We start from the raw sequence: 26,968 nt of genomic DNA on the forward strand, positions 1-26,968 counted from the left end.
CTGGCGAGGGAGCGGCAGCGTCGGGCGCACAGCGGGAACGGTCAGCGGGGGCCGCATTCTTTGGGAATACGCGCCTACGGCGTTGCTGGCCGATCCGCTACCCGGCGGTCCCGGTCGGGTGAGCCCTGCCGCGAAGTGTCGTTCATGCAGCCCCTTCGACGCCGTGTGCTGCGTGCCCACATTTTGCGGTGAGTTACAGATAACTCAAGTGATCTGCGACGATGTGAACTACCAGGTCGGCATAGTTAGGCCGTACTGGTAAGTAGCTGAATAGGGTTCAAATCCCTCCGCCACCGCCAACACCGCCCTCCTGTCTACGCAGGTAAGGGCGGTTTTGCTATGGGCATGGCAGGGTGAGGACATGCCCGAGGAACTGAGCGCCGACGCGGCCGCGGCACGGCTGGACACTTCCGACAGCCTCGGGATGCCGCTGGGCCCGGGCCAGCCGCCGGCCTTCCTGCGTGCGCTCGGGGAGCGCACCGACTGGACCGACCTGAGGGTGTACGGCGCGCTGCTGGCGGTGGGCACCGAGCTGTTCGGCCGTCCCGGCGTGCACTACCTGTCGGGTTTCTACGGTCCGCTGGAACGCGCGCTGCGCGAGACCGGCGCCGGGATCGACTTCGTCCCGGCCGACTTTCGCCGGTTCGGACCGCTGATGGAACAGCAAGCCCCGCGCGTGCTGACGACGGTCGCGACGCCGCCCGACGCCGACGGCTGGTGCTCGCTGTCGCTGCACGCCGGCGGCACCGTCACCGAGTTGCGCCGCGCCGGCGCCGACCCCGACCGTCTCCTCATCGTCGAGGCGTCCGAGGCGTTTCCGGTCACCTTCGGCCACGGGGAGCATCGGCACGCCCTGCACGTCGACGAGATCGACATCCTGGTGCGCTCCACCGATCCGCCGCTGGCCCTGCCCACCCCGCCGCCCACCGACACCGACACCGCGATCGCGCGTCACGCCCTCGGCTTCATCCCGCACGGGGCGACACTGCAGACGGGCATCGGCTCCATTCCGAGTCAGATCGCCGCACTGCTGGCCGACGGCGACGGCGGCGACTACGGGCTGCACAGCGAGATGTTCACCGACGGCTGCATGCAGCTGCACCGTGCGGGCAAGGTCACCAACGCTGCCAAGGGACGCTTCGATGGCGTCAGCGTCACGACGTTCGCCCTGGGATCCGACGAGCTCTACGCGTGGTTGAACGGCAACCGCGACGTCGCGTTCCTGCCCGTTGAGATCGTCAACTCCCCGGAGGTGATCGGCGCCAACCACAAGATGATCTCGATCAACGGCGCACTGGCGGTCGACATCAACGGCCAGGTGGTGGCCGACTCGATCGGCGGGGACCAGTTCAGCGGCATCGGCGGCGCCGAGGACTTCGTCGCGGGCGCCGGCCTGGAGCTGACCGACCGGTCATTGATCTGCCTGCCTTCGACCTTCGAGAAGGACGGCCGCCTGCAGTCCCGCATCGTGCCGCGGTTCGGGGCGGGCGCGATCATCACCACCCCGCGCCACCACGTCGACGTCATCGTCACCGAGTACGGCGCCGCGGAGCTGGAGGGCAGGACGGTACGGCAGCGGGGCCGCGCGCTGGCGTCGATTGCGCACCCGTTGTTCCGTGATGAGCTGCTGGCCGCAGCCGAGGACGCGAAAGGCTAGACCACTCAGTCGGGTACGTACTCGAGCAGGTCGCCGGGCTGGCATTCGAGCACTCGGCACATCGCTTCCAGCGTGGCGAAGCGCACCGCCTTGGCCCGCCCGTTCTTGAGCACTGCCACGTTGGCCGGCGTGAGACCGACCCGCTCGGCGAACTCGCCCACGCTCATCTTCCGGCGGGCCAGCTGCACGTCGATACGGACGACGATGGCCACCTAGATGACCGCGTCCAAGTCGGTGCGCAGCGCGGTGGCCTGCTGGAGCAGTGCCCGCATCACCACCATCACCAGCCCGAGCACCGCACCACCGGTGAGCGCCAGGAACATCAGCAGAGGCAGGCCGGGATCGGTCGCCCGGAATCCGACGTAGAGGAAGAGCGCGAGGAAGACGGTCCATCCGGTGGCGATCGCACCGATGATCACGTCCACCCACACCAAAGACACCGGCCGGAAGATGCGGTCACTGCGCACCAGCGTGAGCAATTTCCACGTACACACCACCACGACCTCGACGCACAGCACCAGGAATACCGACACCGCGGTCAGGGGCCACCGCAGATGGGCCTGCTCGGGTGACTCTGCAGCCATGTGCGCGAATTGGCCCGGCAGCGACATGGTCTGCAGCAGAACCAGCACGCCGAACAGCGCGACGAGGGTCAGCTTCAGCAGCGGCAGCACGCGGCGGACAGCAATCATGTACCGACTATCGCCAGAAATCTATCGATAGTCAATAGATACGGGTGTCACAGCTGAGCGTTCGCCTCCTAGACCGAGGCCGCCACCTCGGCCGGCGCCGGTTCCACCGTCACTTTGATCGCCTCGCCGTTCTTGACGATCCGGAACGCGTCGAGGACGTCGTCGAGCGGGATGTGGCGGGTGATGAGGTCCTTGACCGGGACCTGCCCGGTCGAGATGTACTGCAGCGCCCGCTTGTTGTGCTCGGGTGCGGATCCGTTGGCGCCGTGGATGTGCAGCTGCCGGTAGTGCACGACGTTCGAGTCGCATGTGATCGTCGGGTCGGTCTTGGGCAGTCCGCCGAAGAACGAGATGCGGCCGTTGCGGGCGGCCATCGCGATGGCCTGCTCCTGGGCCACGTTGGCGGCGGTCGCGGTGATCACCACGTCGGCGCCGCGACCGCCGGTCAGCTCCATCACCTTCTCGACGACGTCGACGTCGGCGCCGTTGATGATCTCGTCGGGCGCGACGGCGTCGGCCGACATCTGCAGCCGGGCGGCGTTGACGTCGACCAGATACACCGGCCCGCACTTGTGCACCCCGCGGGCGATGCGGATGTGCATGCAGCCGATCGGGCCGGCGCCGAACACCACCACGGTGTCACCCTCCTCGATGCCGAGCAGTTCCTGCGCGTTGATCGCGCATGCGAACGGCTCGGCCGCCGACGCTTCGTCGAAGCCCACGTTGTCCGGGATCCGGTTCAGCCCATCGACTTTGAGCACCTGTCGCGGCACGATCATGTACTCGGCGAACCCGCCGTCGTACTGGTAACCCATCGAGGTCTGGTTCTGGCACACTGCCATCCAGCCCTTGCGGCACTCGTGACACTCGCCGCACGGCACTGCGGCGATCACCTGGACCCGGTCGCCGACCTGCCAGTTGCTGCCGTAGGTGCTGTTCACATCAGCGCCCACCTCGACGATCTCGCCGGCGATCTCGTGACCGATGGTCCGCGGCGGAGTCAGGTTCTGGTGGCCATTGTGGAAGATCTTGACGTCGGTGCCGCAGGTGGAGCAGTTACGCACGCGCAGCTTCACCTCGTCGGGGGCGCATACCGGTTCGTCGACGTCCTCGAGCCGGACGTCTTCGGGGGCGTAGAAGCGCAAAGCCTTCATCGTGCAGTCCTCTCGACAAGTGTGCTCTTCAGCACTGTAGCGGTCATCCGGGCATAAAACCACCAAAAAATCTGACCGATTTTGACCGAATGGTTGCTTTGGTGCCCGTTTATGAGGTGTACTTGCTGTATCCCGGGTTGTGACCGGCATCACCTCCCGGCCCGCCCAGCGAATCGGAGGACCCCATGTCACACGCAACGATCGAGGACGCAGCCCCGCGGACCGGAGTGCGGGTCCACGTCCAGAAGCTGGGCACCGCGCTGTCGAACATGGTGATGCCGAACATCGCGGCGTTCATCGCGTGGGGGCTGATCACCGCCCTCTTCATCGAGCAGGGCTGGCTGCAGGGGATCTTCTCGCAACTGAAGGACCCGGACGGCTGGGTGGCCAAGATCGGCGGATGGGGCGCCTACGACGGCGCCGGCATCGTCGGCCCGATGATCACGTTCCTGTTGCCGATCCTGATCGGCTACACCGGCGGCCGGATGATCCACGGCAACCGCGGCGCGGTGGTCGGCGCGATCGCGACGGTCGGTGTGGTGACCGGTGCCGACGTGCCGATGTTCCTCGGAGCGATGATCATGGGTCCGCTCGGCGGCTGGTGCATGAAGAAGCTGGACGCCTTGTGGGAGGGCAAGATCCGTCCCGGCTTCGAGATGCTGGTCGACAACTTCTCCGCCGGCATCCTCGGGATGATCCTGGCAATCTTCGGCTTCTTCGGCATCGGACCGATCGTGTCCGCGTTCACCCGCGCCGCGGGCAACGCGGTGGACTTCCTCGTCGAGAACAACATGCTGCCGCTGACGTCGATCCTGATCGAACCGGCCAAGGTGCTGTTCCTCAACAATGCGATCAACCACGGCGTGCTGACTCCTCTGGGCACCACCCAGGCGCTGGAGACCGGCAAGTCGATCCTGTTCCTGCTGGAAGCCAATCCCGGCCCCGGGCTGGGACTTCTGTTGGCCTACATGGTGTTCGGCCGCGGTGTCGCGCGGGCCTCGGCGCCGGGCGCTGCCATCATCCAGTTCTTCGGCGGCATCCACGAGATCTACTTCCCGTACGTGCTGATGAAGCCGAAGCTGATCATCGCCACCATCCTCGGCGGGATGACGGGAGTGTTCATCAACGTGCTGTTCGGCTCCGGCCTGCGTGCCCCCGCCGCTCCGGGCTCGATCATCGCCGTCTACGCGCAGACCGCCGGCGGTAGCTTCCTCGGCGTCACGCTGTCGGTGCTCGGGGCAGCAGGGGTCTCCTTCGCGGTCGCCTCGCTGTTGCTCAAGACCGACCGCGCCAGTGACGAGCCGGATCTGGCCGCGGCCACCGCGGAGATGGAGGCCATGAAAGGCCGCAAATCCAGCGTCGCCGGCACCCTGGTCGCCGAGTCGGCCGGACCGATCAAAAGCATCGTGTTCGCCTGCGACGCCGGCATGGGCTCGTCGGCGATGGGAGCTTCGGTGCTGCGCAGAAAGATTCAGCAGGCCGGCTTCGGCGATGTCAAGGTCACCAACTCGGCGATCTCGAACCTCACCGACAACTACGACCTGGTGGTCTCGCACCGCGACCTGACCGCGCGGGCCCGGCAGCGCACCGGTTCCGCGGTCCACGTCTCGGTCGACGACTTCATGGGCAGCCCGCGCTACGACGAGATCGTCGAGCAGCTCAAGCGGACCAACGGCACAGACGACGCCGCCCCTGCTATTGCGCCGGCCGAAGAGGTCGCCGAGCCCACGACCGACGACGTGTTGCCACCGTCGTCGGTCGTGCTCGGCGGCACCGCGCGCACCGCCGCCGACGCGATCGACGAGGCCGGGGCATTGCTGGTCGCGGCCGGCGCGGTGGAGCAGGCCTACGTCGACGCGATGCACGAGCGGGAATCGTCGGTGTCGACCTACATGGGCAACGGGTTGGCCATTCCGCACGGCACCAACGAGGCCAAGGACTGCATCCGGCGCACCGGCCTGTCCTTCGTGCGCTACGCCGAGCCGATCGACTGGAACGGCAAGCCTGCCGAATTCGTCGTCGGCATCGCCGGGGCGGGCAAGGATCACATGGCGCTGCTCACCAGGATCGCGCAGGTGTTCCTCAAGCCCGACGAGGTGGCCCGGCTGCGGCAGGCCACCACAGCTGAGGAGATCAAGGCCATCCTGATGGCGTCCTGACGGTGGGCGACAAGTAGCGTGGTCCCGGTGGACTCCGACACCCGTCAGAGCCGGATCGTCGAATTCGCCCGTACCCGTGGGCGAGTCGACGTCGCCTCACTCGCGGCCGAACTCGACGTCGCGAGTGAGACGATCCGCCGCGACCTGAAGGTGCTGGCGGGTCGGCGTCTGCTCAAAAGGGTGCACGGCGGGGCGGTCCCGCTGGAGACCGCCGCGTTCGAGTCCGGCGTCGAATACCGCAGCCAGGTCGACCTCGCCCAGAAGCACCGCATCGCCGCAGCTGCGGCCGGCCTGTTGCACGGCGCCGAAACCGTCTATCTGGACGAGGGTTTCACGCCGCGGCTGATCGCCGAGCGGCTCGCCGAGCAGGACCTGACGGTGGTGACGTCGTCGCTGCTGGCGGCCGAGGCGCTCGCCCACAGCCGCACGGTGACGGTGCTGCTGCTCGGCGGCCGCATGCGCGGCAGGACCCTGGCCACCGTCGACCATTGGGCTCTCGACATGCTCGGCAGTCTGGTCATCGACGTGGCTTACCTCGGCACCAACGGAATCACCCCCGAGCACGGGTGCACCACACCCGATCCCGCGGTCGCGGCGGTGAAGGGCACCGCGGTGCGGGTGGCGCGCCGGCCGATCCTGGTGGCAGCTCAGTCGAAGTTCGGTGAGAGCAGCTTCTGCAGGTTCGCGACGGTGTCGGATTTCGAGGCGATCGTGACCGGAACGGAGCTGGCTGCCGAGCAGGCGCGCCGCTACGAGGCACTCGGCCCGGTCGTCATCCGCGTCTGACACTAGGGACCTCATGCCCTACCGCACGGGGGTCTGTTCCAGTGCAATGGCGGAACACCTGATGTGGATCTCGCCGCAAGGGGCACTGCCATGACTACTCGTTCCGCCGCTCGACTGGCGCTGGCCGCCGTCCTGCTGTGTCCGATCGCACTGATCTCGATCGGCCCTGTCGCAGCCCAGCCGTCGCCGACGCCGTGTGCCGGCGACGGGCGCGCTGTCGACCCATTGACCCTGATGATGGGACCGGACTCGCTCCTCGATCTGCCCCTGCAGGAGCCGGCCCCGGCGTCGAGTTGTGAAGATCGACGCAAGCAGTGCCTCTCGGATGCGGCACAACAGGGCATCTACGGCGAGAGGTACGTGCCGGTCGAAGCCGTCCAGATGTGTAACGAGGCGTACCGGGCGTGTGTCAACGCGCCTGGAGTTTCGGGTCCGTGAGCGGAAGGCGCGCTTGATCCGGTCCGTTGATCCGGCCGCGCGCCGCGTCCAGTGCTGCCTCGACGCCGGTCCAGGTGCGCCGCACGATCTCGGCCACCGGCTCCAGACCGGTGATGCGCGCCGACACCTGCCCGGTGTTGGCGACGCTGGCGTCCAGGTCGCCGCCGAAGTACAGGTCGGTGATGCGGCCCAGCAGCTGTGCCTGCTCTCCCTGGTCGCGAAGCGTCGCCGCCAAACCGGTGTGCAGCACGCGCATCGTCGGATTGCCCGGCACGCTCAACATCACCGTGCCCGCATCGTCGGCGGCGACGATCGCATCCTTGAAGTTCGCGTGCACGGCGGCTTCCACGCTGGCCAGCATGCGCGTGCCCATCTGCACGCCCTCGGCACCCAGCACGACCGCCGCGGCACACGTGCGGGCGTCACACATCCCGCCGGCGCAGATGATCGGCAGGTCCACGTGCTCGGCGACCAGCGGCAGCAACACCATCGTCGACGCGCCGAGCGGCGACTTGAACCCGCCGCCCTCGACCCCCTCGACCACCAGCGCGTCGACGCCGGCGTCGGCGGCCTTGCGCGCCGCCTTCAACGAGCCCACCACGTGCACGACCGTCATCCCGGCGTCGTGCAGGCGTGCGGTGAACAGCGCCGGGTCTCCCGCGGAGGTGAACACATGCCGGACGCCGGCCGAGGCGAGCACGTCGACAATGGACGGGTCGCGCTTCCAGCCCTGGATCATCAGGTTGGCTGCCACTGGTCGGTCGGTCAGCTCGCGGACCCGAAGCAGGTCCTCGCGTCCCTGCGGGGTGAGGGTCTCGACCATCCCGAGCCCGCCGCCCTCGGACACCGCCGCGGCCAGCTCCGCCCGGGCGATGTAGGTCATCGGCGCCTGCACCACCGGGTAGCGCACCCCGAGTAGCGTCTGAACGCGGTTGGGCACCCTCAGCGGTAGAACGTCGCGGAGTTGTCGGCGGTCCACACCCCGTTGATGCACGACAGCATGTAACCGTCCGGCGTCTGCGCGGCGGTGGACGGTTCGGTGCAGGCCGAGCGCAGTGTGCGTACACCGATCAGCGGCGACCAGGAGATCCACATGCTCTTGGAGTTGCAGACCATCGTCGCGCCCGAGGCATCCAGGCCGAAATTGAAGCGCATCGACTGGTTGCAGCGTTCACCGGCCTGCACCCCGCGTTTGACGTAGGGCACGCAGCCCACGCCGTCACATGTCGACGGCGTGGCCGGCGACGCCGACGCGGTCCCGGAGCCGAGCGCGGCCAGCGGTGCAGCAACCAGCCCACCGACCAGTGCTGCCACAGCGATCAACTTCATGAGTCGTAGCCTAAGTCGCGCCGCACGGCGTAGGGTCACATCTCATGAAGTCGCTGGTAGGAATGCTTTCGGTGGGTTTGCTGTCGTCGGCTGCACTGGTTGCCGCCCCGCCGGTACACGCCGATGAGGTCGCCTATCTGGTCAACGTGCACGTCCGGCCCGGCTACAACTTCCCCAACGCAGACGCCGCACTGGGTTACGGCCGCAGCATCTGCGACCGGGTGGCCGCCCAGCTGCCCTACGCCGAACTGGTCGACCAGGTGAAGGCCGACTTCCGCACCAGCGATTACTACCAGGGCGCGTACCTGATCAATCAGGCCGTCAACGAGCTGTGCCCCGCGCAGATCTGGCAGTTGCGGAAGTCGGCCGCCGGCTACGTTCCTTCCTAGACCCTTCTCAGGGGCAGGTCACCTCGATCTCGAACGGCTTGTTCACCGGCTGCATCGGGTTGGCCATGTCCATGCCGGTGGCCGTCCCGGTGATCTTGTAGGTGTTGCCGTCCTTCTCGACGGAGGCCTCGCCCTGTCCGGCGTTGGCCGCGTAGCCGAGGTTCATGCCGTCGACGTTGCCCAGCGCGACCGAGACGACCGACGGCGGGTCACCCTCGCTGAGTACGGCGCCCATCCCACCGCTGGGGTCGCCCATCGCGATGTTGATGTTGCCGCCCATGGTCGCGCACGTGACGGTACCGGCCACTTCCTGTTCCTGACCGTCGATGGTCACGGTGCTCTTGCCCTCGGCCGAGGCGACCGCCGAGGTCTCCCCGGTTGTTTCGGACTTGTTGTCGGAGGAACAACCCGACAGGCCGGCGACGAAGATCGCTGCGCCGCCGACGGCGACGAGGACGGAACGCTTCACCACGGTTCTCCTTTGGTTGCGTGACTCGCCGGGGGCGACGAGCCATCCAGAGCAGTATGCTGCGCGTTTTCGCCGTGGACGTGGTGAATCGTCGGGATTCGTGATCAACAAGCGATCTTGATTTCGAATGTTCCCGTGGTCCGGAAACTGGGGTTGTCGGTGTCGAAGCCATACGCGGTGCCGGTGACCTCGTAGGTGCGGTCGATCATCGTCACCGACGCCTCGCCGCCGAGCCCCTGGTTGTAGCTGCCGGTGAATCCGCCCAGATCACGAATGCCGACATCGCGCACGGTGAGCTCGTCCTGGTTGTCGATCAGCACCGACACCCCCGATGACTCGGTGCCGGTGGTCATGTCCATCAGCGAGCCGGCCGGCGTGCACTCGACCGTCTCGGTGGTGCCGGCATCGCGGCCGTTGACCGTGATCTGGGCGGTGCCGGCCACCAGCGCCCCGGGCGGGGGCTGGTACTCCGGAGGCGGCGACGACGAGCAGCCGGCGGTGGCCAGCATGGCCACGGCAGCTGATGCGGCCAGGACCCCTCGGGTGATCACAGTGCAGAATCTACGACGTGACGGCCCCGGATATCAGCGATCCATTCTTTCGTGTGGAGGCTGAACTGCCGGGCCGGCACGGCCGGACCGGGATCATCCACACCCCGCACGGAGACATCCACACACCGGCCTTCATCGCCGTCGGTACCCAGGCCACCGTGAAGGCCGTGCTGCCCGAGACGATGAAACAACTCGGCGCCCAGGCCGTGCTGGCCAACGCCTACCACCTGTATCTGCAGCCGGGGCCGGACATCGTCGACGAGGCGGGCGGGCTCGGCGCGTTCATGAACTGGCCGGGACCGACATTCACCGACAGCGGTGGGTTCCAGGTGATGTCGCTGGGTGTCGGGTTCAAGAAGGTGCTCGCCATGGACGCCGAGCGGGTCCAGGCCGACGACATCATCGCCGAGGGCAAGCAACGCCTCGCCCATGTCGACGACGACGGCGTGACGTTCCGATCGCACCTGAACGGCTCGACGCACCGATTCACCCCGGAGGTGTCGATCGGCATTCAGCACCGACTCGGCGCCGACATCATCTTCGCGTTCGACGAACTGACCACGCTGGTCAACACCCGCGCCTACCAGGAGCAGTCGGTCGAACGCACGCACCGGTGGGCGGTGCGCTGCGTGGCCGAACACCGACGGCTGCGCGAGCTCCGACCCGACAGGCCGCCGCAGGCGCTGTTCGGGGTGGTGCAGGGCGCCCAGTACGAGGATCTACGTCGCAACGCCGCCCGCGGACTGGCCGAGCTGGACTTCGACGGCTTCGGCATCGGAGGCGCGCTGGAGAAGCAGAACCTCGCGACGATCGTCGGCTGGGTCATCGACGAGTTGCCGGTCGACAAGCCGCGCCACCTGCTGGGCATCAGCGAACCCGACGATCTGTTCGCGGCCATCGAAGCCGGCGCGGACACCTTCGACTGCGTGTCGCCGTCGCGGGTGGCGCGCAATGCGGCGGTGTACTCCGCGGACGGCCGCTTCAACATCACGGGCTCGCGCTACCGCCGGGACTTCACCCCGATCGACGCCGACTGCGATTGCTACACCTGTGCGCACTACACCCGGGCTTACCTGCACCACCTGTTCAAGGCCAAGGAGATCCTGTCCGCGACGTTGTGCACGATCCACAACGAGCGGTTCGTCATCCGGCTGGTGGACCGGATCCGGGCGGCCATCCCCGACGGCCGGTTCGATGACCTGCGGGAGCACGTCCTCGGCCGGTACTACGCGACGCCGCGTGCACAATGACTGCATGACCACCGCCGCGGATCCGCAGTCGTTGTTGGTGACGCTGCTCGACCCGGCCCACCGCGCTGATCCGTACCCGATCTTCCGGCAGATCCGCGAGTTCGGTCCGCTGCGGCTGCCCGAACTGAATCTCGCGGTCTTCACGTCCTACGCCGACTGTGACCAGGTGCTGCGCCATCCTGCGTCGGCCAGCGATCGGCTCAAGTCCACGGTCACCCAGCGGTTGATCGCCGAGGGCAATGAAGCCCGCCCGGTCGGAACCCCGGGGTTCCTCTTCCTCGATCCGCCCGACCACACCCGGCTGCGGGGCCTGGTCAGCAAGGCATTCGTCCCGAAGGTCGTGAAGAACCTCGAGCCCGACATCGTCGCGCTGGTCGACGATCTGCTCGCGCGAGCCGACGGCACCTTCGACGTGATCTCCGGCCTGGCCTATCCGCTGCCGGTCGCGGTGATCTGCCGCCTGCTCGGTGTCCCGCTCGAGGACGAGCCCCGGTTCAGCGAGGCCTCGGGGCTTCTCGCGCAATCGCTGGATCCTTTCCTGACGGTCACCGGCGCGGCCGGGGACGGCCACGAGGCGCGGCTCGCCGCCGGGCTGTGGCTGCGTGACTACCTGCGGACGCTGATCGCCGAGCGTCGGCGCCATCCCGGCGAGGACCTGATGTCGGCGCTGATCGCGGTCGAAGAGGCCGGTGACCAACTCACCGAGGACGAGATCGTCGCGACGTGCAACCTGCTGCTCGTCGCCGGCCACGAGACCACCGTGAACCTGATCGCCAACGCCACCTTGGCGCTGCTGCGTGACCCCGCCCAGTGGCGGGCGCTGGCCACCGACAGCGGCCGCGCCGCGGTGGTGATCGAGGAGACGCTGCGCTACGACCCGCCGGTGCAGCTGATCGGCCGGGTGGCCGCCGAGGACATGACGATCGGTGGCGCCGACGTGCCCACGGGCGACAACATGCTGTTGTTGCTGGCTGCGGCGCACCGCGACCCGGCGGTCTTCGGGCGCCCCGACGAGTTCGATCCCGACCGCCCGTCGATCCGCCACCTCGGCTTCGGCAAGGGCCCGCACTTCTGCCTCGGCGCCCCGTTGGCCCGGCTGGAGGCGACGGTGGCGCTGACGGCGCTGACGCGGCGTTTCCCCGGCGCGATGCTGGCCGGTGAACCCGGCTACAAACCGAATGTCACTCTGCGCGGGATGTCGGAGCTGACGGTCTCGTTGTGAGACGGGCTAGTTCAGCACCTCGTCGATGACGGCCAGTGCCGCCCGCTCGCCGGCTTCCACCGCGCCTTCCATGTAGGCGCTCCAGCGGATGGCGGTGTCGGTGGACGCCCAGTGGATCGCGCCGACGGGTGCGGCCAGTGTGTGGCCGTAGGTGGTCCATACCAGCGGGCCGAAGTTGGCGTTGTAGCAGCCGCGGGTCCACTGCCGGTCGGTCCACTCGCCGTCGACGTAGGCCTCCGGCCTGCCTGCCCGCGGACCGAAATGCCGGACCAATTCGGCGGTCAGCGCCGCCTGCCGGTCGGCGCGCGGCCACCGGCCGTAGGTGCGGGCCTGGTCACCCTCGAGGAACAGCAGCACCACGCCGCGATCGTCGCCGGGCAGGCAGGTGTCATTGGACATCCGTGCCGGCCCGTCGCTGGAGATCAGTTGGCCGTTGAGACCCTCTGCGCGCCAGAACGGTTCGTCGTAGACGAAGAACGCCTTCATCGCCGACGCGTTGGGCGCCCGCTGGGTCAGCTGATCGCGGTCACCGGACAGCGGCGGGTCGTACATGATGCGCCCGGCCAGCGCCGGGGAGATCGCGACGATCACCCGGCGCCCCTGCGCCACCAGCCCGCCCCGGCACGTCACCGTGACGTGTTCGGCGCTGTGCTCGATCAGCTGCACCGGCGCGTCGAGGACGAGATGGTCGGAAAGCTGGGCCGCCAACCGGTTCGGGATCTCCCCGGTGCCGCCGGTGAACCGCGTGGTCTGCGCTCCGCCCTCGGATTCGGCGAACAACTCCGCAGTGACACCGCAGGTCTGGATCGTGAACAGCAGGTGCAGCAACGACACCTCGACGGTGGGCACAGCCAGAATGCCGACGGTGCAGATCTCCAACAGCTCCCTGGCCACCGGTGCCAAGCCTTGTGCGTCGTACCAGGCGCCCGCGGTGACGGCATCCCACTCGGCGGCGTGCGGCGCCGACCACGGGGCATCGGGCGGAACCTCGGCGGCCAGCGCGTCGAGGCGCCGCAGCACTCGCTGCAGGTCGGCGAGCTCGGCGGCGAACCGCGTATGAAAAGCCTTCTCGCGCAGCACACCGGCGCCGGCCAGCTCGTAGGAGGTTTCCCCGTCGTCGTACTGCGGGTAGGTGTCCACACCCAATTCGGCAGCCAGCGCGAACATCCGGTGGTGGGTGTCACCGATCCACTGCGCGCCCAGCTCCACGGACAGCCCGGGCAGTACTTCCTCGGTCAGAATGCGTCCGCCCACCCGAGTGTCGGCCTCCAGCACCAGCGGCGTCAGGCCCGCCTGTAGCACGGTGCGCGCCGCGACCAACCCGGAGATGCCGGCGCCGACGACGATGACGTCGGCCGACCTCGATGCCATGGCTGACACTGTCCCACAGCGGGCCACCTCGGGTTGATCAAGCAGGTTCGAGCCTGCGTCTGGTCAGCGGGCTGGAGTAGACGACATTCGTCGTGACGGGACCCAGGGTGGCGAGCCGGCCGGTGAGTCGCTCCAGGTCCGACATCGAGCGGGCCAGCACCTTGATGATGAAACAGTCGTCCCCCGTCACGTGGTGGGCTTCGACAACCTCGGGCGTCACGTCCAGCAGATCGTGCAGGGGTTTGTAGTTTCCCGACGGATAGGCCAATCGGACGAAGGCCATGATCGAATAGCCGAGCGCGGCGGGTGAGACCGTCGCGGTGTAACCGGTGATGACGCCCGCATCGACGAGGCGCCGCACCCGATCGGCCGTCGAGCTCGGTGACAGCGACACAGTGCGGGCCAAATCGGCGGTGCTGATCCGGCCGTCTTCCTGGATTGCCTGCAGGATCGCCTCATCGGTCCGATCCAGCGGCAGCCGGTTGTCGTCGCTCATGCTGTCGATGATCGCACCGAACACCGCCCGCGGCCGTTCAAAGTCCGGCATTGACGGCGATATTTCGCTGAAATTGCGGCCGCACCGCTGATTCTCCGTGGATCGCCCATTCCGTGTGTGCCGGAGTCGCGGTGAGATGAAGACATGACCGCAGTCGATGCCCGGCAGTACTTCGCCGCCAAGCTCGCCCACGAGATCGACCCCGCCGACCTTGCCCAGATCCGGGGCGCTGACGTCTCGCCGGTCGTGGTCGACACCCGGTCGAGGGCCGCATGGAACCAAGGCCACCTGCCCGGTGCCCTGCACATCCCCGGGAGGGAACTCGCGCAGCGCGCTCGCCGCGAGCTCCCCGATCGCAGCGCTGACATCGTCGTGTACTGCTGGGGGCCGGGGTGTAACGGCGCGACCAAAGCCGCATTCACGCTGAGCGACATGGGATATGAACGGGTGCGCGAACTCATCGGCGGTTTCGAGTACTGGGCCAGGGAGGGATTACCGGTGGTCACCGGATCAGGTCTGGACGGTTCTGCTCACCCGGGGCGGTAGATCCATGGCGAGCGCGGCAATGTGAGCGGATCGAACTCGCCGAGCATCTCGGGCAGGGTGCGGGCGGTGTAGCCCAGCGAGTCGGCGATCATCGCCAGCGTCTCGGTCACGCCGATCTCGGCGAGCGTTACCGCGCCGTCGCGTTTGGCCAGCCGGGCACCGTCGGCGTTGAGCACCAGCGGCACATGGGCGTACACCGGCTGCGGGTATCCGAGCAGGTGCGCCAGATAAGCCTGCCGCGGCGACGATGCGAGCAGGTCGTCGCCGCGCACCACCTGGTCGATGCCGGATGCCGCATCATCGACGACCACCGCGAGGTTGTAGGCGGGGACCCCGTCACCGCGCCGCACCACGAAGTCGTCCACCACGCCGGTGTAGTCGCCGTGCACGATGTCGTGCACCGTGTACGAGGTGACCGCGGTGCGCAGCCGCAGCGCGGGCGGACGTCGCGTCGCGTCGCGCCGCGCCGCGCGTTGTGCGGCGGTCAGGTCGCGACACGTGCCCGGGTAGGCCCCCTCCGGTGCGTGCGGTGCTCGCGGCGCCGACGCGATGTCCTTTCTGCTGCAATAACATTCGAACAACTGGTGATCCGCTGCCAGCTGATCGACGACGTCGTCGTAGCGTTGCCGTTGCGCGCTCTGGCGTTCTACCTCGCCGTCCCAGGTGACGCCCAGGGCGGCCAGGTCGGCGAGCTGCCGATCGGCGACGTCGGTGTCGGTGCGGTCGTCGAGGTCTTCGACCCGCATCAGGAAGCGCCGTCCGGTGGAGCGGGCGAACAGCCATGCCAGCACCGCGGTGCGCAGATTGCCGATGTGCAGGTCGGCCGACGGGCTCGGTGCGAACCGGCCCGCACCGGCGGGGCTCGTCACGCCTGCCAGGTTAACCGTCGGCCGGGTGCGTCAGACTTACGGGGATGTCCGGTATGCCGCCCGATCACCACAGCTATGCCCGCGCCGCGCTGGCCGCCTACGACCGCGCTCCGGACACGCCGGTGCGGCTGCTCAGTCTGTCGGAGAACGCGACCTATCTGGTCGAGGACGGCGATCCGATGGTGCTGCGGGTGCACCGGCCCGGCTACCACGGGCTCGCGGCGATCCGATCGGAGCTGGCGTGGATGACCGCGCTGCGGCAGGACACCGACGTCGTCACCCCGGCGCTGATTCCGGCGGCCGACGGAAGCGATGTGGTGGCCGCCGTCGTCGGGGACCGCACCTTGGCAGTCGATGCGATGACGTTCGTCGACGGCTGCACCGCCGAGGAACGGCCGGACGCGGTGGGCTACGACGAACTCGGGCAGCTGACCGCGCAGATGCACGACCACGCCGAGCGGTGGTCACCGCCGGCGTTCTTCACCCGGTTCCGGTGGGATCTGGACGCGACGCTGGGACCCGCTGCGCGGTGGGGAAACTGGCGCGCTGCTTTCGGTCCGGGTGACGACGCCGCCGTCGAGGTCGAGCGGGCGGCCGGCCGGGTGGCGGCGACGCTGACGGAGTTCGGACAGACACCGGACCGCTTCGGGCTGATCCATGCCGATCTGCGGATGGCCAACCTGATGGTCGCCGCCACCGGACCGTCGGGACTGACGGTCATCGACTTCGACGACAGCGGATGGTCCTGGTACCTGGCTGATCTCGGCGCGGTGGTGTCCTTCATCGAAGACACCCCGGACGCACAGCGGATGATCTCCGATTGGCTGCACGGCTATCGGGAGGTTCGGGCGATACCCCCCGCACACCTGGCGATGATCCCGACGTTCGTGATGTGGCGGCGGTTGATGTTGACCGCATGGGTGGCCTCGCACGCCGACTCCGACGCCGCGCTCACGTTCGGCACCGGATTCGCCACGGGCACCGCGGCGTTGGCGCGACGCTACCTCAGTGACCGCGGCTGGATGCGCTACGAGTAGGCAGACCCTGCTTCGCCTCGGCGAGGATGTCGTGCCACGCCTCGATTCGATGCACGGCCGAATCCCCGCCGAACGCACTGGATATCACGAAGTCCGGGACCAGGCGGGCCAGCACGTCGAGGCTGTCGGCGATCGTCTCGGCGTCGGCGGGCCGGTGTAATCCGTCGATGTAGCCGGCGTGCCAGCGCCCGTCCGCGCCGCGGAACAAGGTGTCCCCGGTGAACAGGTAGCGGCCTTCGGCGCCGGACACCAGATAGCAGACCGCGCCGGGGGAGTGGCCGGGTGTCGGCACGATCTCGACGCCGTTGTCGTCGGTGTGACGTCCGTCGACGCCGATGTCGACCGGGGTGTGCTTCGCGATGTCCGCGAGATCGCCTGCAGGAGCATGAAGTAGCGCCCCGAAACGTTTCTTGATCTGGCCGAGCACCGGGCCGGCTTCGTCCCGATGAGACAGGTACTGGTGAGCCACGCCGCCGAGGGAGTCCAGCTCGTCGAAGTCGGCCGCGGTGGCCGGCGAGTAGAACAGCACGCGGCGCGTGGTCCACAGGTACGCGTGAGTGGTCAAGCCGGGGAACGGGGAGTCGACCCGCGTCTCCCATAAATCGTCGAATATCTTACGCATGATCCCAGACTGCAACCTCAAGCATGGTTGAGGTCAAGGAGGGTTCATCCCCAGGCTCCGATTCATCCACAGCTTCGGAATTCGGTGCGCAATGTTCGAACAAATGATCGATATTCTGGAGGGGTGATTCCCGCAAGCGCACAAGAACGGTTCGGCGTCCTGCTGGACCAGGTTGACGCTGCGTATCAGGAGATGCAGCTGTTGTCCTCCGACGGCGTCGGGAATCGCTTTCGGGTCGAGATGGCCGAACGCCTCGAGACACAGGAGCGACTCAATCGCGGCCTGATGTACCGGGTTTTCGGCGAGGTCGCCGACCCTCCCGACGAAAGCGGAATGCTGCCCGAGCTGCCGGTCCGGTTGAGCATGCGGTTGCGCATCCCACCCCGGGAAGTCAAACGGCGAATGAAGTTGGCCGGCAATATCTGTGGCCGTCGTCAGCTTTCGGGTCCGCCGCTGTCTCCGCTTCTGCCGGCGGTGGCCGACGCCGTGCGGTCGGGGCGCATCGGGGACGACCATGTCACGGCGATCACGAAGGTTCTGAAGAAGCTGCCGTCGGCCACGTCGGCCGACGATCGTACGGATGTCGAGACCAGCCTGGTGCGGGAAGCCGAGCGTAGCGACGCCGACATCGTCACGGTGGTCGGTCAGCGCATCGACGATCTCTTCAACCCCGACGGCCACCTCGACGAAGCCGACCGCGCGCAGCAGCGGGGCGTCCGATTGGGACCCCAGCGCAGCGACGGGCTGTCGCGGATCAGTGGAGTCGTCGACCCGGAGACCAGGTGCTACATCGAGGCGTGCGCCGCGGCGGTGCGCCCTGGGCGGTATCTGCCCGACGGATCCGTCGCGGAGTTGCCCGACCTCCGCAGCGTGGCGCAGCGCTGCCACGACGGAATCAAGCTCGGTCTCAAACTCGGCATCGCATCCGGCGAAATGGGTTCCCATCGCGGTCATCCCGTGACGGTGATCGTGCGCACCACGCTGGCCGACCTGAACCAGGCGGCGCACGCAGTCAACGACCCGAACGTCTCGATGCCGTCGCCGGCCCGCACCGGGGGTGACACCGCGCTGCCGATGCGCGACGTCATCCGGATGGCCAGCGACGCCATCCACTATCTCGCCGTCTTCGACGGCCACACCGAACGTCCGCTGTATCTCGGGAGGCAAACGCGCATCGCCACAACGGATCAGCGGATGATCTGCTACGCCCGCGACGGCGGCTGCACCCGACCGAACTGTACGGCGCCCGGCTACCACTGCGAGGTCCACCACGACGACGAATGGGGCAAGGGCGGTCGCACCGACGCCGATGCCCTGTTCTTCGGCTGCGGGCCCGACCACAAGTTGCTCACTCTGGGGCGGATGTCCGCGACAGTCCGCAGCGGACGTCTGGCGTGGACCGACGGCCTGTCACCACCGCGGATCAACCGCGTGCACCATCCCGACGAGTTGTTGCGCGGCGACCCCGACCCGCCCAATATCGAGAGTCGGTGATCAGTGCCGACTCAGGCCGTCGACGATGTCGTCGAGCCGAAAGGTGACCGGACGCTCGAGCTGGTCGTAGGTGCACGAGCGCGGGTCCCGGTCCGGGCGCCACCGGTTGAACTGCGCGGTGTGCCGGAACCGCTGTCCTTCCATGTGGTCATAGCGAACCTCCACCACGCGTTCGGGGCGCAGCGGCACGAACGACAGGTCCTTACCCGCATTCCACCGCGACCCGCCGCCGTAACGGCGGGCCAACTCGGGATCAGCGGCGGCCTGTGCGGCCCAGTCCCACGGATGCTGATCGAACGTCGTCACCAATGGCGCCAGCTCGGTGACCAGTTCGCGCCGGCGGGCCATCGGGAACGCGCCGATGACACCGACCGACGCCAGCGTCCCGTCGTCGTCGTAGAGGCCGAGCAGCAGCGAGCCCACGGCGTCCGGCCCCGACTTGTGCGGGCGGTAACCGGCGACCACGCAATCCGCGGTGCGCTGGTGCTTGAGCTTGAACATCACCCGCTTGTCCGGCTGGTAGGTCAGATCCCTGCGCTTGGCGATGACCCCGTCGAGTCCGGCGCCCTCGAAGTCGGTGAACCAGCGGTGGGCCACGACGGGGTCGGTCGTGGCCGGGGTGACGTGGATCGTGGTGCCCGCGCCGGCGAGGGCGTGGACCAACGCCTCGCGACGCTCGGCGAACGGGGCGCCGGTGTAATCGGTGTCGCCGAGCGCGAGGAGGTCGAACGCGATGAACGCCGCGGGTGTCTGTGCGGCCAGCATGCGCACCCGCGACGCGGCCGGGTGCAGCCGCAGCTGCAGTGCCTCGAAGTCCAAGCGGTCACCGGTGGCGATCACGATCTCGCCGTCGATCACGCACCGCGCGGGCAACTCGGCGCGGGCGGCCTCCACCAACTCCGGGAAGTACCGCGTCATCGGCCGCTCCTTGCGGCTGCCCAACTCGATCTCGTCGCCGTCGCGAAACAGGATCGACCGGAATCCGTCCCACTTGGGCTCGTAGAGATACTCGGCGGGGTCGCCGGGCACCTCGGCCACCGGTTTGGCCAGCATCGGCGCCACCGGCGGCACGACGGGCAGCCTCATCCGCCGCGCGACCCGATCGTCACGTCCAGGGTGACCCGCTGGCCGCCGCGCATCACCACCAGCGGCTGCCGTGAATCGGGCGCGGTGCGGCGCAGCGCGCCGAGTAGGTCCTCCACCGATTCCACTCGCTCGCCGCCCAACTCGACGATGACGTCTCCGGGCCGCACACCGGCGGCTGCCGCGGGACTGCCACGCTCCACCCCGCGAACCAGCGCGCCGTTCTCCACCGGGACCCGCAGCTCCTGCCGGATGGCCGGAGTGAGGCGGCTGGTCGAGACGCCGAGGAAGGAGTGCGTGGCGCGCCCGTCGGTGAGCAACTGCTCGGTGACGTCCAGCACGGTCGAGGTCGGAATCGCGAATCCCAGCGACACGGCGCCGGCGGTCGGCGGGATGTAGGCCTCGTTGATGCCGACCACCCGTCCTTCGGAATCGAGCAGCGCTCCACCGGAGTTCCCCGGCGAGATGGAGGCATCGGTTTGGATGAGGTCGACCAGCGACGAGCCTTCCACTGCCGAATCCGGGATGTTGCGGTTGAGCCCGGAGATGATGCCGGCCGTCGCGGTGTTCTCGAACCCGAGAGGGCTGCCGATGGCGATCGCGATCTCGCCCGGGCGGGGCAGATCACTGCGGTACTCGGGCACCGGGAGGTCACCGCGTTCGGAGCGCACGACCGCCAGATCCGTCACATCGTCGGTGGCGAGCACTCGTCCGGTCGCGCTGACGCCGTCGGCGAAGCCGATCGTGACCTCGCGGGCGCGTCCCACGACATGGGCGTTGGTGACGATGATGTCGGGACGCAGGACCACTCCGCTGCCCACGCCGCCGTCGAGCTGGATGGTGACGACGCTGGGACCCACCCGTTCGACGAGGTCTGCGAAGCCGGTCGCCGACGGCGCGGCCGGGGGCGGCGACGCACTCGTGGTCGCCGCGGTCGAAGGGGGCGGCGCCGCCGAAGTCGGCGAGTTCTGCTGTGCATTCTGTCCGCATCCGGCCACCGTCAACACGGCGATTGCGACGACCGCGATCCATCCCGACTTCATCGGGTCAGACTACAAGTGACGGTCATATGCCGGTGGCTGCCGGACATCACGCATACTATACGTCTGTACAGCGTGAGCGAGAGGTGGAAGATGCGCTACGACTACATCATCGCCGGGGCCGGCTCGGCCGGCTGTGTGCTGGCCAACCGGCTGTCGGCCGACCCCGCCGTCCGCGTCTTGCTGCTCGAGGCCGGCGGCGCCGATCGCAGCCCGTGGTTCCACATCCCCAAAGGCGCCGGCAAGGTCTTCGAGACCGAAAAGTACATGTGGCACTACGAGACCACGCCGTTCGGGCCGACGCCGCACGTCGAGCAGTGGATGCGGGGCAAGGTCCTCGGCGGGTCCAGCTCCATCAACGGTCTGATCTACAACCGCGGCAACCGCGCCGACTACGACGGGCTGGAACGCCTCGGCAACAAGGGCTGGGGCTGGGACGACATTCTGCCCATCTTCAAGAGTTTCGAGAACAACGAGTTCGGGCCGTCCCCGACGCGCGGCACCGGCGGCCCTCTGCACATCTCGGTGCCCCGCGACCCCGACCCGCTGTGCGAGGAGATGATCGACGCAGCGACCCGCACCGGTATGTGGCGGGTCGCGGACATCAACGAATCCGACGGTGAGCGCATCGGTTACGCGACCTCGACGATCCGGAAGGGCCGGCGCGTCAGCGCCGCCACGGCGTTCCTCAAGCCCGCACTGCGCCGGCCGAACCTGACGGTGCGCACCGGCGCGATCGTGCGCACTGTGCTGTTCGAGGGGCAGCGCGCCGTGGGTGTCGAAGTCACCACACCCAGTGGCGTCGAACAGCTGCACGCGCGTGAGGTGATCGTGTCGATGGGCAGCCTGAATTCGCCGAAACTGTTGCAGCTCTCGGGTATCGGTCCACGGGAGGTGCTCTCGGCAGCCGGCGTCGCGGTGCGGGTGGAGCACGACCGGGTGGGCCGCGGCCTCCGCGAACATCGTTGTGCGACATTGCGGTTCGGTCTCAGGGAGGACCTCGGCTACAACCGGTACCTGGCCACCGCCGTGGGCCAGGCAGCCACCGGGATGAAGTATCTGGCCAACCGCAGGGGCCCGCTGGCCGCACCGTCGTTCGACGTGGTCGGCTTCGTCAAGGCCCGGCCCGACGCCGAGCGGCCCGACAGTCAGGTGATGATGGGCCCCTACACGCTACCGCCCTACAACGTCGGCGAACCCGTGGCGATCCAGCGCGAGGCGGGGCTGTCCTGCCTGGGCATGGTCCTGCGCCCGACGTCGGAGGGTTACCTGGAGATCACCTCGGCCGATCCTGCTGCCGCGCTGCGTATCAATCCGAACTATCTGAACACCGATTACGACCGCGACACCACAGCCAAGCTGCTGCGCAGGATGCGGTCGATCTTCGAGCAGTCGCCGATTGCCGAGCGGATCAGCGGCGAGACCTATCCCGGACCGCGAGTGCGCAGCGACGACGAACTCGTCGACGCCGCGTTGGACGGTGGCTACTGCGGCTACCACGCCGTCGGGACGTGCGCGATGGGGCCCAGCGACCACGATGTGGTCGACAACCAGCTGCGCGTCCGGGGCGTCGAGGGTCTGCGGGTGGTGGACTGCTCGGTGATGCCGACGATCGTAGCCGGCAACCTCAACGGTCCCGTGATGGCGATGGCCTGGCGGGCAGCGGATTTCATCCTGCACGGCCGCTGAGGCGGCGACATCACGGCGATGTGGCGCGCTCCGTAGCTTGGGCCCTGCTCCCGCGCGGCACCGGTGATCACCGCGACGCGGGATGCTTTCATCGGATCACCGCGGGCATGCTGTCCCAACCGCGCACGGTCGAGGTCCGCGATCGGCGGGCGCAGCTCATGTCGATGTCCCACTCCGGCCAGCGCTTGAGCACCTCCTCAAGCGCGACGCGGCCCTCGAGCCGGGCCAATGGGGCGCCGACGCAGAAGTGGGCCCCGCGACCGAAGGTGAGGTGACCCCCCGGCTTGCGGTGGATGTCGAATCGGTCGGCGTTCTGGAACTGCCGTTCATCGCGGTTGGCGGAGGCGAGCATCAACAGCAGCGGGCTTCCCTCCGGTACGACGACCCCGTGGAACGTGACGTCGCCGGTGGCGACGTAGCGCGCGACATGCGGACCCGGCGGTTCGTAGCGCAGCAGCTCCTCGATCGCGGACGGGATCAACGTAGGGGTGCTGGTCAGCTCCTTGCGCTGGTCCGGGTGTTCTGCCAGCACCTTGCCCATCCATCCGAACAGGCGGCCGGTGGTCTCGACGCCCGCTCCGGCGACGACCGCGAGGAACACGGTGAGCTCCTGCTTGGTCAGCTTGCGGACCGTGCCGGTCTCGTCCTCGAACTCGACGTTCAACAGCTCGGTGATCAGGTCGTCGGACGGGTTGTTCTCCCGCCATTCGATGTACTCGCCGAACATCTCGCCGGTGAAGTAGCGGTCCTTAGCGATCGCCATCGGCTTTCCGGCCTCATTGCGGAGCACTTCGTTGGCATGCTCGCGCACCGCCGGCTGTTCGGAGTTGGGGATGCCGGCGAGCATGCCGATCGTGCGCATGGGCAGTTCGGCGCCCAGGTCTTCGACGAAGTCGAACCGGTCGCCACCGACGAGCGGATCGAGACACGCGACACAGAACGCGCGGATCTTGTCCTCGATCGCCCGCATCTTCTTCGGCGTGAATGCCCTGGCGACGATCGCGCGGTGGATGGTGTGCAGCGGGGGATCCTCGTTGATGAAGATGCCGGGAGGCATCACCGGATCCGTCATGACGACCTCGAGGATGTCACCCTTGGCGGAACTGAGTCGCGTCGTATCCTTCAGCGCCGCATCCACATCGGCGTACCGGCTCAAGCCCCAGAAGCCGTGCTCGTCGTTGCGGTACACGGGCGCCTCGTCGCGCAACCGGCGGTAGGTCGGATAGGGGTCGATGTCGATGTCGACGTGCCACGGGTCGTAGTACAGATCGCTCAACGTGCTCTCCTTGCCGGCTGGTTCGTGCGAGCATATAGGCTGTGCTATACATCCGTACAGCGTGTGAGGAGATGTGGTGAGTCGTGTAGCGGTGGTGACCGGCGGAGCGTCGGGGCTGGGCGAGGCGATCTGCGCGGGCCTGACCGGCGACGGACACCGGGTGGCCGTCCTCGATCTCGACGCGGACGCGGCGGACAGGGTTGCGGCTGATCTGCGCAGTCGCGGGGCCATCGCCGTCGGCTTCGCGGTCGACGTGTCCGACGAGGACGCCGTCGCGCGCGCCTTCGATGCCGTAAGAACGGAATTGGGTCCCGTCGAGATCCTGGTCACCAGCGCGGCGATCGGCGGCTTCACCCGCTTCGACAAGATCACCCTCGACGAGTGGAACCGCTACCTCGCAGTGAATCTGTCGGGGACGTTCCTGAGCATCCGCGCAGCGCTGTCGGACATGGTCGCCGCGGGATGGGGCCGCGTTGTGACGATCTCGTCGGCAGCAGGCCAGCAGGGCGCACCGCGTCAGGGGCACTACTCGGCAACCAAGGGCGGCGTGATCGCGATGACGAAGACCGTGGCGCGCGACTACGCACGCCACGGCATCACCGCGAACTCCGTGCCTCCCTTCGCGATCGAGACCCCGATGCTGCGCAGACAGCAGGCCGAGGGCAAGCTGCCGCCGGACGAGTATCTGACGCAGGCCATCCCGGCGGGCCGCGTCGGCGCCCCCTCCGATGTGGCCGCGGTGTGCTCGTTCCTGTGTTCGGACGCCGCTGGATACGTGACGGGCCAGGTCATCGGGGTGAACGGAGGTGCGGTGCTGTGAATCCCGATGCACCGGGACAGAAGCGAGGAGGCCGCATGACCGGAGCCGTTGCCGTCGTCACCGGAGCCAGTCGAGGCGCCGGCGCCGGTATCGCGCATGCACTCGGGGCGCACGGATGCACCGTCTACGTGACCGGCCGCACCGTGGACGGCGACGGCGGCACGATTCATCAGACCGCCGCTGCGGTCACCGCTGCCGGCGGCCACGGGATCGCGGCGCGCGTCGACCACGGTGACGACGAGCAGGTGGCCGCGTTCTTCGAGCGGGTCGGCGAGGAGCACGGCCACCTCGACATCCTGGTCAACAACGCCGCGATCATCCGCGACGAGATGATGGGCCGTACCAAGTTCTGGGAAGAGCCGCTCAACGTCATCGACACCCTGGATGTCGGCCTGCGCAGCAGCTATGTCGCCACCGTCTACGCCGCGCCGCTGATGGTGCCGCACCGCAAGGGCCTGGTGGTGTTCACGTCGTCCTCCGGCGCGGTGCACTACGCGTTCGGTCCCGCCTACGGCGTTCCGAAGGCCGGCGCCGACAAGATGGCCGCCGACATGGCCTACGACTTCCGCGATGTCGGTGTCGCCGCGGTCTCGATTTGGATGGGTTCGCTGCTGACCGACCGGGTCCGGGCGATCGTCGCGAGTAATCCGGACAAGCTCGGCTACATCCTCGAGACCGCCGAAACCCCGGAGTTGACCGGACACGTGATCTGGGAGCTGTTCTGCGACCCGGAGGTGATGGCACTCAGCGGGCAGGCGCTGATCGGCGCCGAGCTGGCGGCCAGGTACGGCATCAAGGACGACGGGGACCGCCAACCGCCCTCGTACCGTGACCTTTTCGGCGTCCACCCGGTCGCGCAGCAGTCCCATGTGATGCGATGAGCGCATGCGGATCGGACTGACCGGCGGTGGCGCCACCGTCGACAAGATCGTCACCCAGGCCCAACGCGCCGAAGCCGACGGGTTCACCTCGCTGTGGTACGCCAGTGGCGTAGCGGGAGATCCGCTGGTGGCGATGGCGATCGCCGGTCGGGCCACGACTTCGATCGAGCTCGGCACCGCAGTGCTGCAGACCTACCCGTGTCATCCGCTGCTGCAGGCCAACCGCGTCGCCGCGGCGGCGAACGCGATGGGACGCCCCGGCCTGACGCTCGGCCTGGGTCCCTCGCACGAACCGATCGTGAGCGACGTGCTGGGGCTGTCCTACGCCCACCCGGCGGCCAGCACCCGCGAGTACCTGCAGATCGTCACGGCGCTGCTGGCGGGCGCCGACGTGGACGTCGACGGGACGTACTGGAGTGCCCACAGCGGAGGCCGGATGGTGTCCCTCGAGTACCGGGTGCCCGTCCTGGTCTCCGCGTTGTCTCCGCGGATGCTCGAGGCTGCCGGCGAATTCGCCGACGGGGTGGTGCTGTGGATGGCGTCGGCGACCGTCATCGCCGGGCGCATCGGACCGACGCTGCGCGACGCGTGCGCGCGGCACGGCAGACCGGCGCCGCGCATCGTCGCGGGCCTGCCGGTGGCGGTGCACGACGACGCGGCGGATGCCCGGGCCGCGATCGCCGCGACCGCATCCGGGTACGAGCGGATGAGCAACTACGCGAACATCATTCGCGCCGGTGGCGGGCAGCGTGCCGCCGACGTCGCCATCGTCGGCGACGAGGCGGCGGTGGCCCGGCAGCTCACCGAGCTGATCGACGCCGGCGCGACCGATGTGTGGGCCCAGCCCGTCGCGGTGGGGCAGGACCGGACGCAGCGGTCGGCCTCGCTGCAGCGAACGCGCACCCTGTTGAGTGCTCTGACGCGCTAACCCCCGCCGCGCGGCCGTGCGCCGCGGCCATAGGTGATGTCCGCGCGTTCCGGATCCCAGCGGTTGCGGAACACCACATCCGACAGCGGCCGGCGGCGCACCGGGCCGTGCCGTCCGCGCGGCCAGCCCACCACCACGTGCCCGGCCAGGAACCATTCGTCGGGAATGCCCACCGCATCGCGCAGCGCCTGCTCGCCGCCGTAGGACGCCCAACTCGTGATGCAGGCCCCCAGGCCTTGGGCGCGTGCGGCGAGGTAGAAGTTCTGCAGCGCCGGGTAGATGGAGCCGCCCTGCAGGAACTCCGACGAGAACTCGTTCTTGTACGCCGCGAACAACACCGACGTGAACTCACCGGCCCGATCGTGCAGTTCGTAGGTGGCGCGGTTGTTGCGGGCCGCCCGGCTGTCGTCGGTGGGGTCCGGGCGTGTCATGCCGTAGATGGATTCGATGGACTCCAGTGCGATCTTGGCGGCCTGCGCCACCGCGGCGCGCTGTTGTGCACCGTCGAGCACGATGAACCGCCACAATTGCGCGTTGGCGCCGTTGGGAGCCCAGGTGGCCGCCTGCAGGCAGCGGTCGAGCGTTTCGGCGTCGACCGGCTCGTCGGTGAACCGCCGGATCGAGCGCGCCGTGGACAGCACTTCCCAGACGTCGTTGGTCGGATGGGGCATGCCCATTGGTGTACTCGACCCACGCGGGGTTGTCGAGGGCCCACGATGC

The 26,968-nt window shown here is 68.2% G+C and carries 29 protein-coding genes; 14 read left to right on the top strand and 15 right to left on the bottom strand.

Annotated elements, in window-relative coordinates:
- Positions 1-361 precede the first annotated feature (361 nt).
- Complete coding sequence (locus G6N31_RS22990; RefSeq protein ID WP_098002184.1) at positions 362-1,657, top strand: acetyl-CoA hydrolase/transferase family protein; 1,296 nt, start codon at positions 362-364, stop codon at positions 1,655-1,657.
- A 5-nt stretch (positions 1,658-1,662) separates the two neighbouring features.
- Here G6N31_RS22990 and G6N31_RS22995 read toward each other — a convergent pair whose 3' ends face one another.
- From G6N31_RS22995 to G6N31_RS23005, 3 genes are all read right to left on the bottom strand, one after another.
- Positions 1,663-1,869 carry a helix-turn-helix domain-containing protein gene (locus G6N31_RS22995; protein ID WP_098002183.1) on the bottom strand — a complete coding sequence of 69 codons (207 nt, stop codon included), beginning with the start codon at positions 1,867-1,869 and terminating at the stop codon, positions 1,663-1,665.
- Positions 1,870-2,349, bottom strand: coding sequence for a DUF2975 domain-containing protein (locus tag G6N31_RS23000; RefSeq protein WP_098002182.1), 480 nt, complete (start codon positions 2,347-2,349; stop codon positions 1,870-1,872).
- A gap of 68 nt (positions 2,350-2,417) precedes the next feature.
- Positions 2,418-3,503, bottom strand: coding sequence for a zinc-dependent dehydrogenase (locus G6N31_RS23005; RefSeq protein WP_098002181.1), 1,086 nt, complete (start codon positions 3,501-3,503; stop codon positions 2,418-2,420).
- A 185-nt stretch (positions 3,504-3,688) separates the two neighbouring features.
- Between G6N31_RS23005 and G6N31_RS23010 the strand changes: the two genes are divergently transcribed.
- The 3 genes from G6N31_RS23010 to G6N31_RS23020 all read left to right on the top strand — a co-directional run bounded on the left by G6N31_RS23010 (position 3,689) and on the right by G6N31_RS23020 (position 6,886).
- Positions 3,689-5,662, top strand: coding sequence for a PTS mannitol transporter subunit IICBA (locus G6N31_RS23010; protein WP_098002180.1), 1,974 nt, complete (start codon positions 3,689-3,691; stop codon positions 5,660-5,662).
- Positions 5,663-5,689: 27 nt separating this feature from the next.
- Positions 5,690-6,448 (top strand): DeoR/GlpR family DNA-binding transcription regulator, encoded by a 759-nt coding sequence (locus tag G6N31_RS23015; RefSeq protein ID WP_098002251.1) that lies wholly within the window; start codon positions 5,690-5,692, stop codon positions 6,446-6,448.
- Between the two features lie 90 nt (positions 6,449-6,538).
- Positions 6,539-6,886, top strand: coding sequence for a hypothetical protein (locus G6N31_RS23020; RefSeq protein ID WP_098002179.1), 348 nt, complete (start codon positions 6,539-6,541; stop codon positions 6,884-6,886).
- Here the strand turns inward: G6N31_RS23020 and G6N31_RS23025 are convergent.
- Positions 6,858-7,826, bottom strand: a complete 969-nt coding sequence (locus G6N31_RS23025; RefSeq protein ID WP_098002178.1) for an NAD(P)H-dependent flavin oxidoreductase — start codon at positions 7,824-7,826, stop codon at positions 6,858-6,860. The two genes, G6N31_RS23020 and G6N31_RS23025, sit on opposite strands and share 29 nt — an antisense overlap.
- Positions 7,827-7,828: 2 nt before the next feature.
- Entirely contained in the window at positions 7,829-8,215 is a 387-nt protein-coding gene (locus tag G6N31_RS23030) for a hypothetical protein (RefSeq protein WP_098002177.1), read from the bottom strand.
- A gap of 44 nt (positions 8,216-8,259) precedes the next feature.
- On the opposite strand from G6N31_RS23030, the gene G6N31_RS23035 reads away from it, so the two are divergent.
- The gene (locus G6N31_RS23035) at positions 8,260-8,604 is read left to right on the top strand and encodes a DUF732 domain-containing protein (protein ID WP_098002176.1); all 345 of its coding nucleotides are present in this window, start codon (positions 8,260-8,262) and stop codon (positions 8,602-8,604) included.
- Between the two features lie 7 nt (positions 8,605-8,611).
- On the opposite strand, the gene G6N31_RS23040 is transcribed toward G6N31_RS23035, so the two are convergent.
- Positions 8,612-9,073: a lipoprotein LpqH gene (locus G6N31_RS23040; protein ID WP_098002250.1), complete on the bottom strand. Its 462-nt coding sequence runs from the start codon at positions 9,071-9,073 to the stop codon at positions 8,612-8,614.
- A gap of 104 nt (positions 9,074-9,177) precedes the next feature.
- Positions 9,178-9,624 (bottom strand): lipoprotein LpqH, encoded by a 447-nt coding sequence (locus G6N31_RS23045; RefSeq protein ID WP_098002175.1) that lies wholly within the window; start codon positions 9,622-9,624, stop codon positions 9,178-9,180.
- A gap of 53 nt (positions 9,625-9,677) precedes the next feature.
- Between G6N31_RS23045 and tgt the strand changes: the two genes are divergently transcribed.
- Both tgt and G6N31_RS23055 read left to right on the top strand, forming a co-directional pair.
- The gene (gene tgt / locus G6N31_RS23050) at positions 9,678-10,874 is read left to right on the top strand and encodes a tRNA guanosine(34) transglycosylase Tgt (RefSeq protein ID WP_098002174.1); all 1,197 of its coding nucleotides are present in this window, start codon (positions 9,678-9,680) and stop codon (positions 10,872-10,874) included.
- Positions 10,875-10,878: 4 nt separating this feature from the next.
- Positions 10,879-12,096 (top strand): cytochrome P450, encoded by a 1,218-nt coding sequence (locus G6N31_RS23055; protein WP_098002173.1) that lies wholly within the window; start codon positions 10,879-10,881, stop codon positions 12,094-12,096.
- 6 nt (positions 12,097-12,102) lie between these two features.
- On the opposite strand, the gene G6N31_RS23060 is transcribed toward G6N31_RS23055, so the two are convergent.
- Entirely contained in the window at positions 12,103-13,467 is a 1,365-nt protein-coding gene (locus G6N31_RS23060; protein ID WP_098002172.1) for a flavin monoamine oxidase family protein, read from the bottom strand.
- A gap of 37 nt (positions 13,468-13,504) precedes the next feature.
- Positions 13,505-14,155 (bottom strand): Lrp/AsnC family transcriptional regulator, encoded by a 651-nt coding sequence (locus G6N31_RS23065; protein ID WP_234815192.1) that lies wholly within the window; start codon positions 14,153-14,155, stop codon positions 13,505-13,507.
- On the opposite strand from G6N31_RS23065, the gene G6N31_RS23070 reads away from it, so the two are divergent.
- Complete coding sequence (locus G6N31_RS23070) at positions 14,108-14,509, top strand: rhodanese-like domain-containing protein (protein WP_098002171.1); 402 nt, start codon at positions 14,108-14,110, stop codon at positions 14,507-14,509. The two genes, G6N31_RS23065 and G6N31_RS23070, sit on opposite strands and share 48 nt — an antisense overlap.
- Here G6N31_RS23070 and gluQRS read toward each other — a convergent pair.
- The gene (gene gluQRS, locus G6N31_RS23075) at positions 14,494-15,378 is read right to left on the bottom strand and encodes a tRNA glutamyl-Q(34) synthetase GluQRS (protein ID WP_098002170.1); all 885 of its coding nucleotides are present in this window, start codon (positions 15,376-15,378) and stop codon (positions 14,494-14,496) included. The genes G6N31_RS23070 and gluQRS overlap by 16 nt on opposite strands.
- A 44-nt stretch (positions 15,379-15,422) precedes the next feature.
- Here gluQRS and G6N31_RS23080 point away from each other — a divergent pair, with 44 nt between their 5' ends.
- Positions 15,423-16,415, top strand: a complete 993-nt coding sequence (locus G6N31_RS23080) for a phosphotransferase enzyme family protein (RefSeq protein WP_098002169.1) — start codon at positions 15,423-15,425, stop codon at positions 16,413-16,415.
- On the opposite strand, the gene G6N31_RS23085 is transcribed toward G6N31_RS23080, so the two are convergent.
- Positions 16,384-17,037, bottom strand: a complete 654-nt coding sequence (locus G6N31_RS23085; RefSeq protein ID WP_098002168.1) for an MBL fold metallo-hydrolase — start codon at positions 17,035-17,037, stop codon at positions 16,384-16,386. The two genes, G6N31_RS23080 and G6N31_RS23085, sit on opposite strands and share 32 nt — an antisense overlap.
- A gap of 192 nt (positions 17,038-17,229) precedes the next feature.
- Between G6N31_RS23085 and G6N31_RS23090 the strand changes: the two genes are divergently transcribed.
- A complete protein-coding gene (locus G6N31_RS23090) occupies positions 17,230-18,531 on the top strand; it encodes a DUF222 domain-containing protein (protein ID WP_098002248.1) in 1,302 nt (433 codons plus the stop codon).
- Here the strand turns inward: G6N31_RS23090 and G6N31_RS23095 are convergent, their stop codons facing one another.
- Positions 18,532-19,617: an ATP-dependent DNA ligase gene (locus G6N31_RS23095; protein ID WP_098002167.1), complete on the bottom strand. Its 1,086-nt coding sequence runs from the start codon at positions 19,615-19,617 to the stop codon at positions 18,532-18,534.
- Positions 19,614-20,657: a S1C family serine protease gene (locus tag G6N31_RS23100; protein ID WP_098002166.1), complete on the bottom strand. Its 1,044-nt coding sequence runs from the start codon at positions 20,655-20,657 to the stop codon at positions 19,614-19,616. Before G6N31_RS23100 ends, G6N31_RS23095 begins: the two co-directional genes overlap by 4 nt.
- A 90-nt stretch (positions 20,658-20,747) precedes the next feature.
- On the opposite strand from G6N31_RS23100, the gene G6N31_RS23105 reads away from it, so the two are divergent.
- Entirely contained in the window at positions 20,748-22,343 is a 1,596-nt protein-coding gene (locus tag G6N31_RS23105; RefSeq protein WP_098002165.1) for a GMC family oxidoreductase, read from the top strand.
- 88 nt (positions 22,344-22,431) lie between these two features.
- Here G6N31_RS23105 and G6N31_RS23110 read toward each other — a convergent pair whose 3' ends face one another.
- Positions 22,432-23,619 carry a cytochrome P450 gene (locus G6N31_RS23110; RefSeq protein WP_098002164.1) on the bottom strand — a complete coding sequence of 396 codons (1,188 nt, stop codon included), beginning with the start codon at positions 23,617-23,619 and terminating at the stop codon, positions 22,432-22,434.
- Positions 23,620-23,695: 76 nt separating this feature from the next.
- Here G6N31_RS23110 and G6N31_RS23115 point away from each other — a divergent pair, with 76 nt between their 5' ends.
- Genes G6N31_RS23115 through G6N31_RS23125 form a run of 3 tightly spaced genes read left to right on the top strand, consistent with a single transcriptional unit; the run spans position 23,696 to position 26,248 of the window.
- Positions 23,696-24,439 carry an SDR family NAD(P)-dependent oxidoreductase gene (locus tag G6N31_RS23115; protein ID WP_098002247.1) on the top strand — a complete coding sequence of 248 codons (744 nt, stop codon included), beginning with the start codon at positions 23,696-23,698 and terminating at the stop codon, positions 24,437-24,439.
- Positions 24,440-24,474: 35 nt separating this feature from the next.
- Complete coding sequence (locus G6N31_RS23120) at positions 24,475-25,320, top strand: SDR family NAD(P)-dependent oxidoreductase (protein WP_098002163.1); 846 nt, start codon at positions 24,475-24,477, stop codon at positions 25,318-25,320.
- Between the two features lie 4 nt (positions 25,321-25,324).
- Positions 25,325-26,248: a TIGR03564 family F420-dependent LLM class oxidoreductase gene (locus G6N31_RS23125; protein WP_098002162.1), complete on the top strand. Its 924-nt coding sequence runs from the start codon at positions 25,325-25,327 to the stop codon at positions 26,246-26,248.
- On the opposite strand, the gene G6N31_RS23130 is transcribed toward G6N31_RS23125, so the two are convergent.
- Positions 26,245-26,919, bottom strand: a complete 675-nt coding sequence (locus G6N31_RS23130) for a nitroreductase family protein (RefSeq protein WP_098002246.1) — start codon at positions 26,917-26,919, stop codon at positions 26,245-26,247. The two genes, G6N31_RS23125 and G6N31_RS23130, sit on opposite strands and share 4 nt — an antisense overlap.
- Between the last annotated feature and the right edge of the window lie 49 nt (positions 26,920-26,968).

The sequence above is a fragment of the Mycolicibacterium duvalii genome, assembly GCF_010726645.1.
GTDB classification, from domain to species: Bacteria; Actinomycetota; Actinomycetes; order Mycobacteriales; family Mycobacteriaceae; genus Mycobacterium; species Mycobacterium duvalii.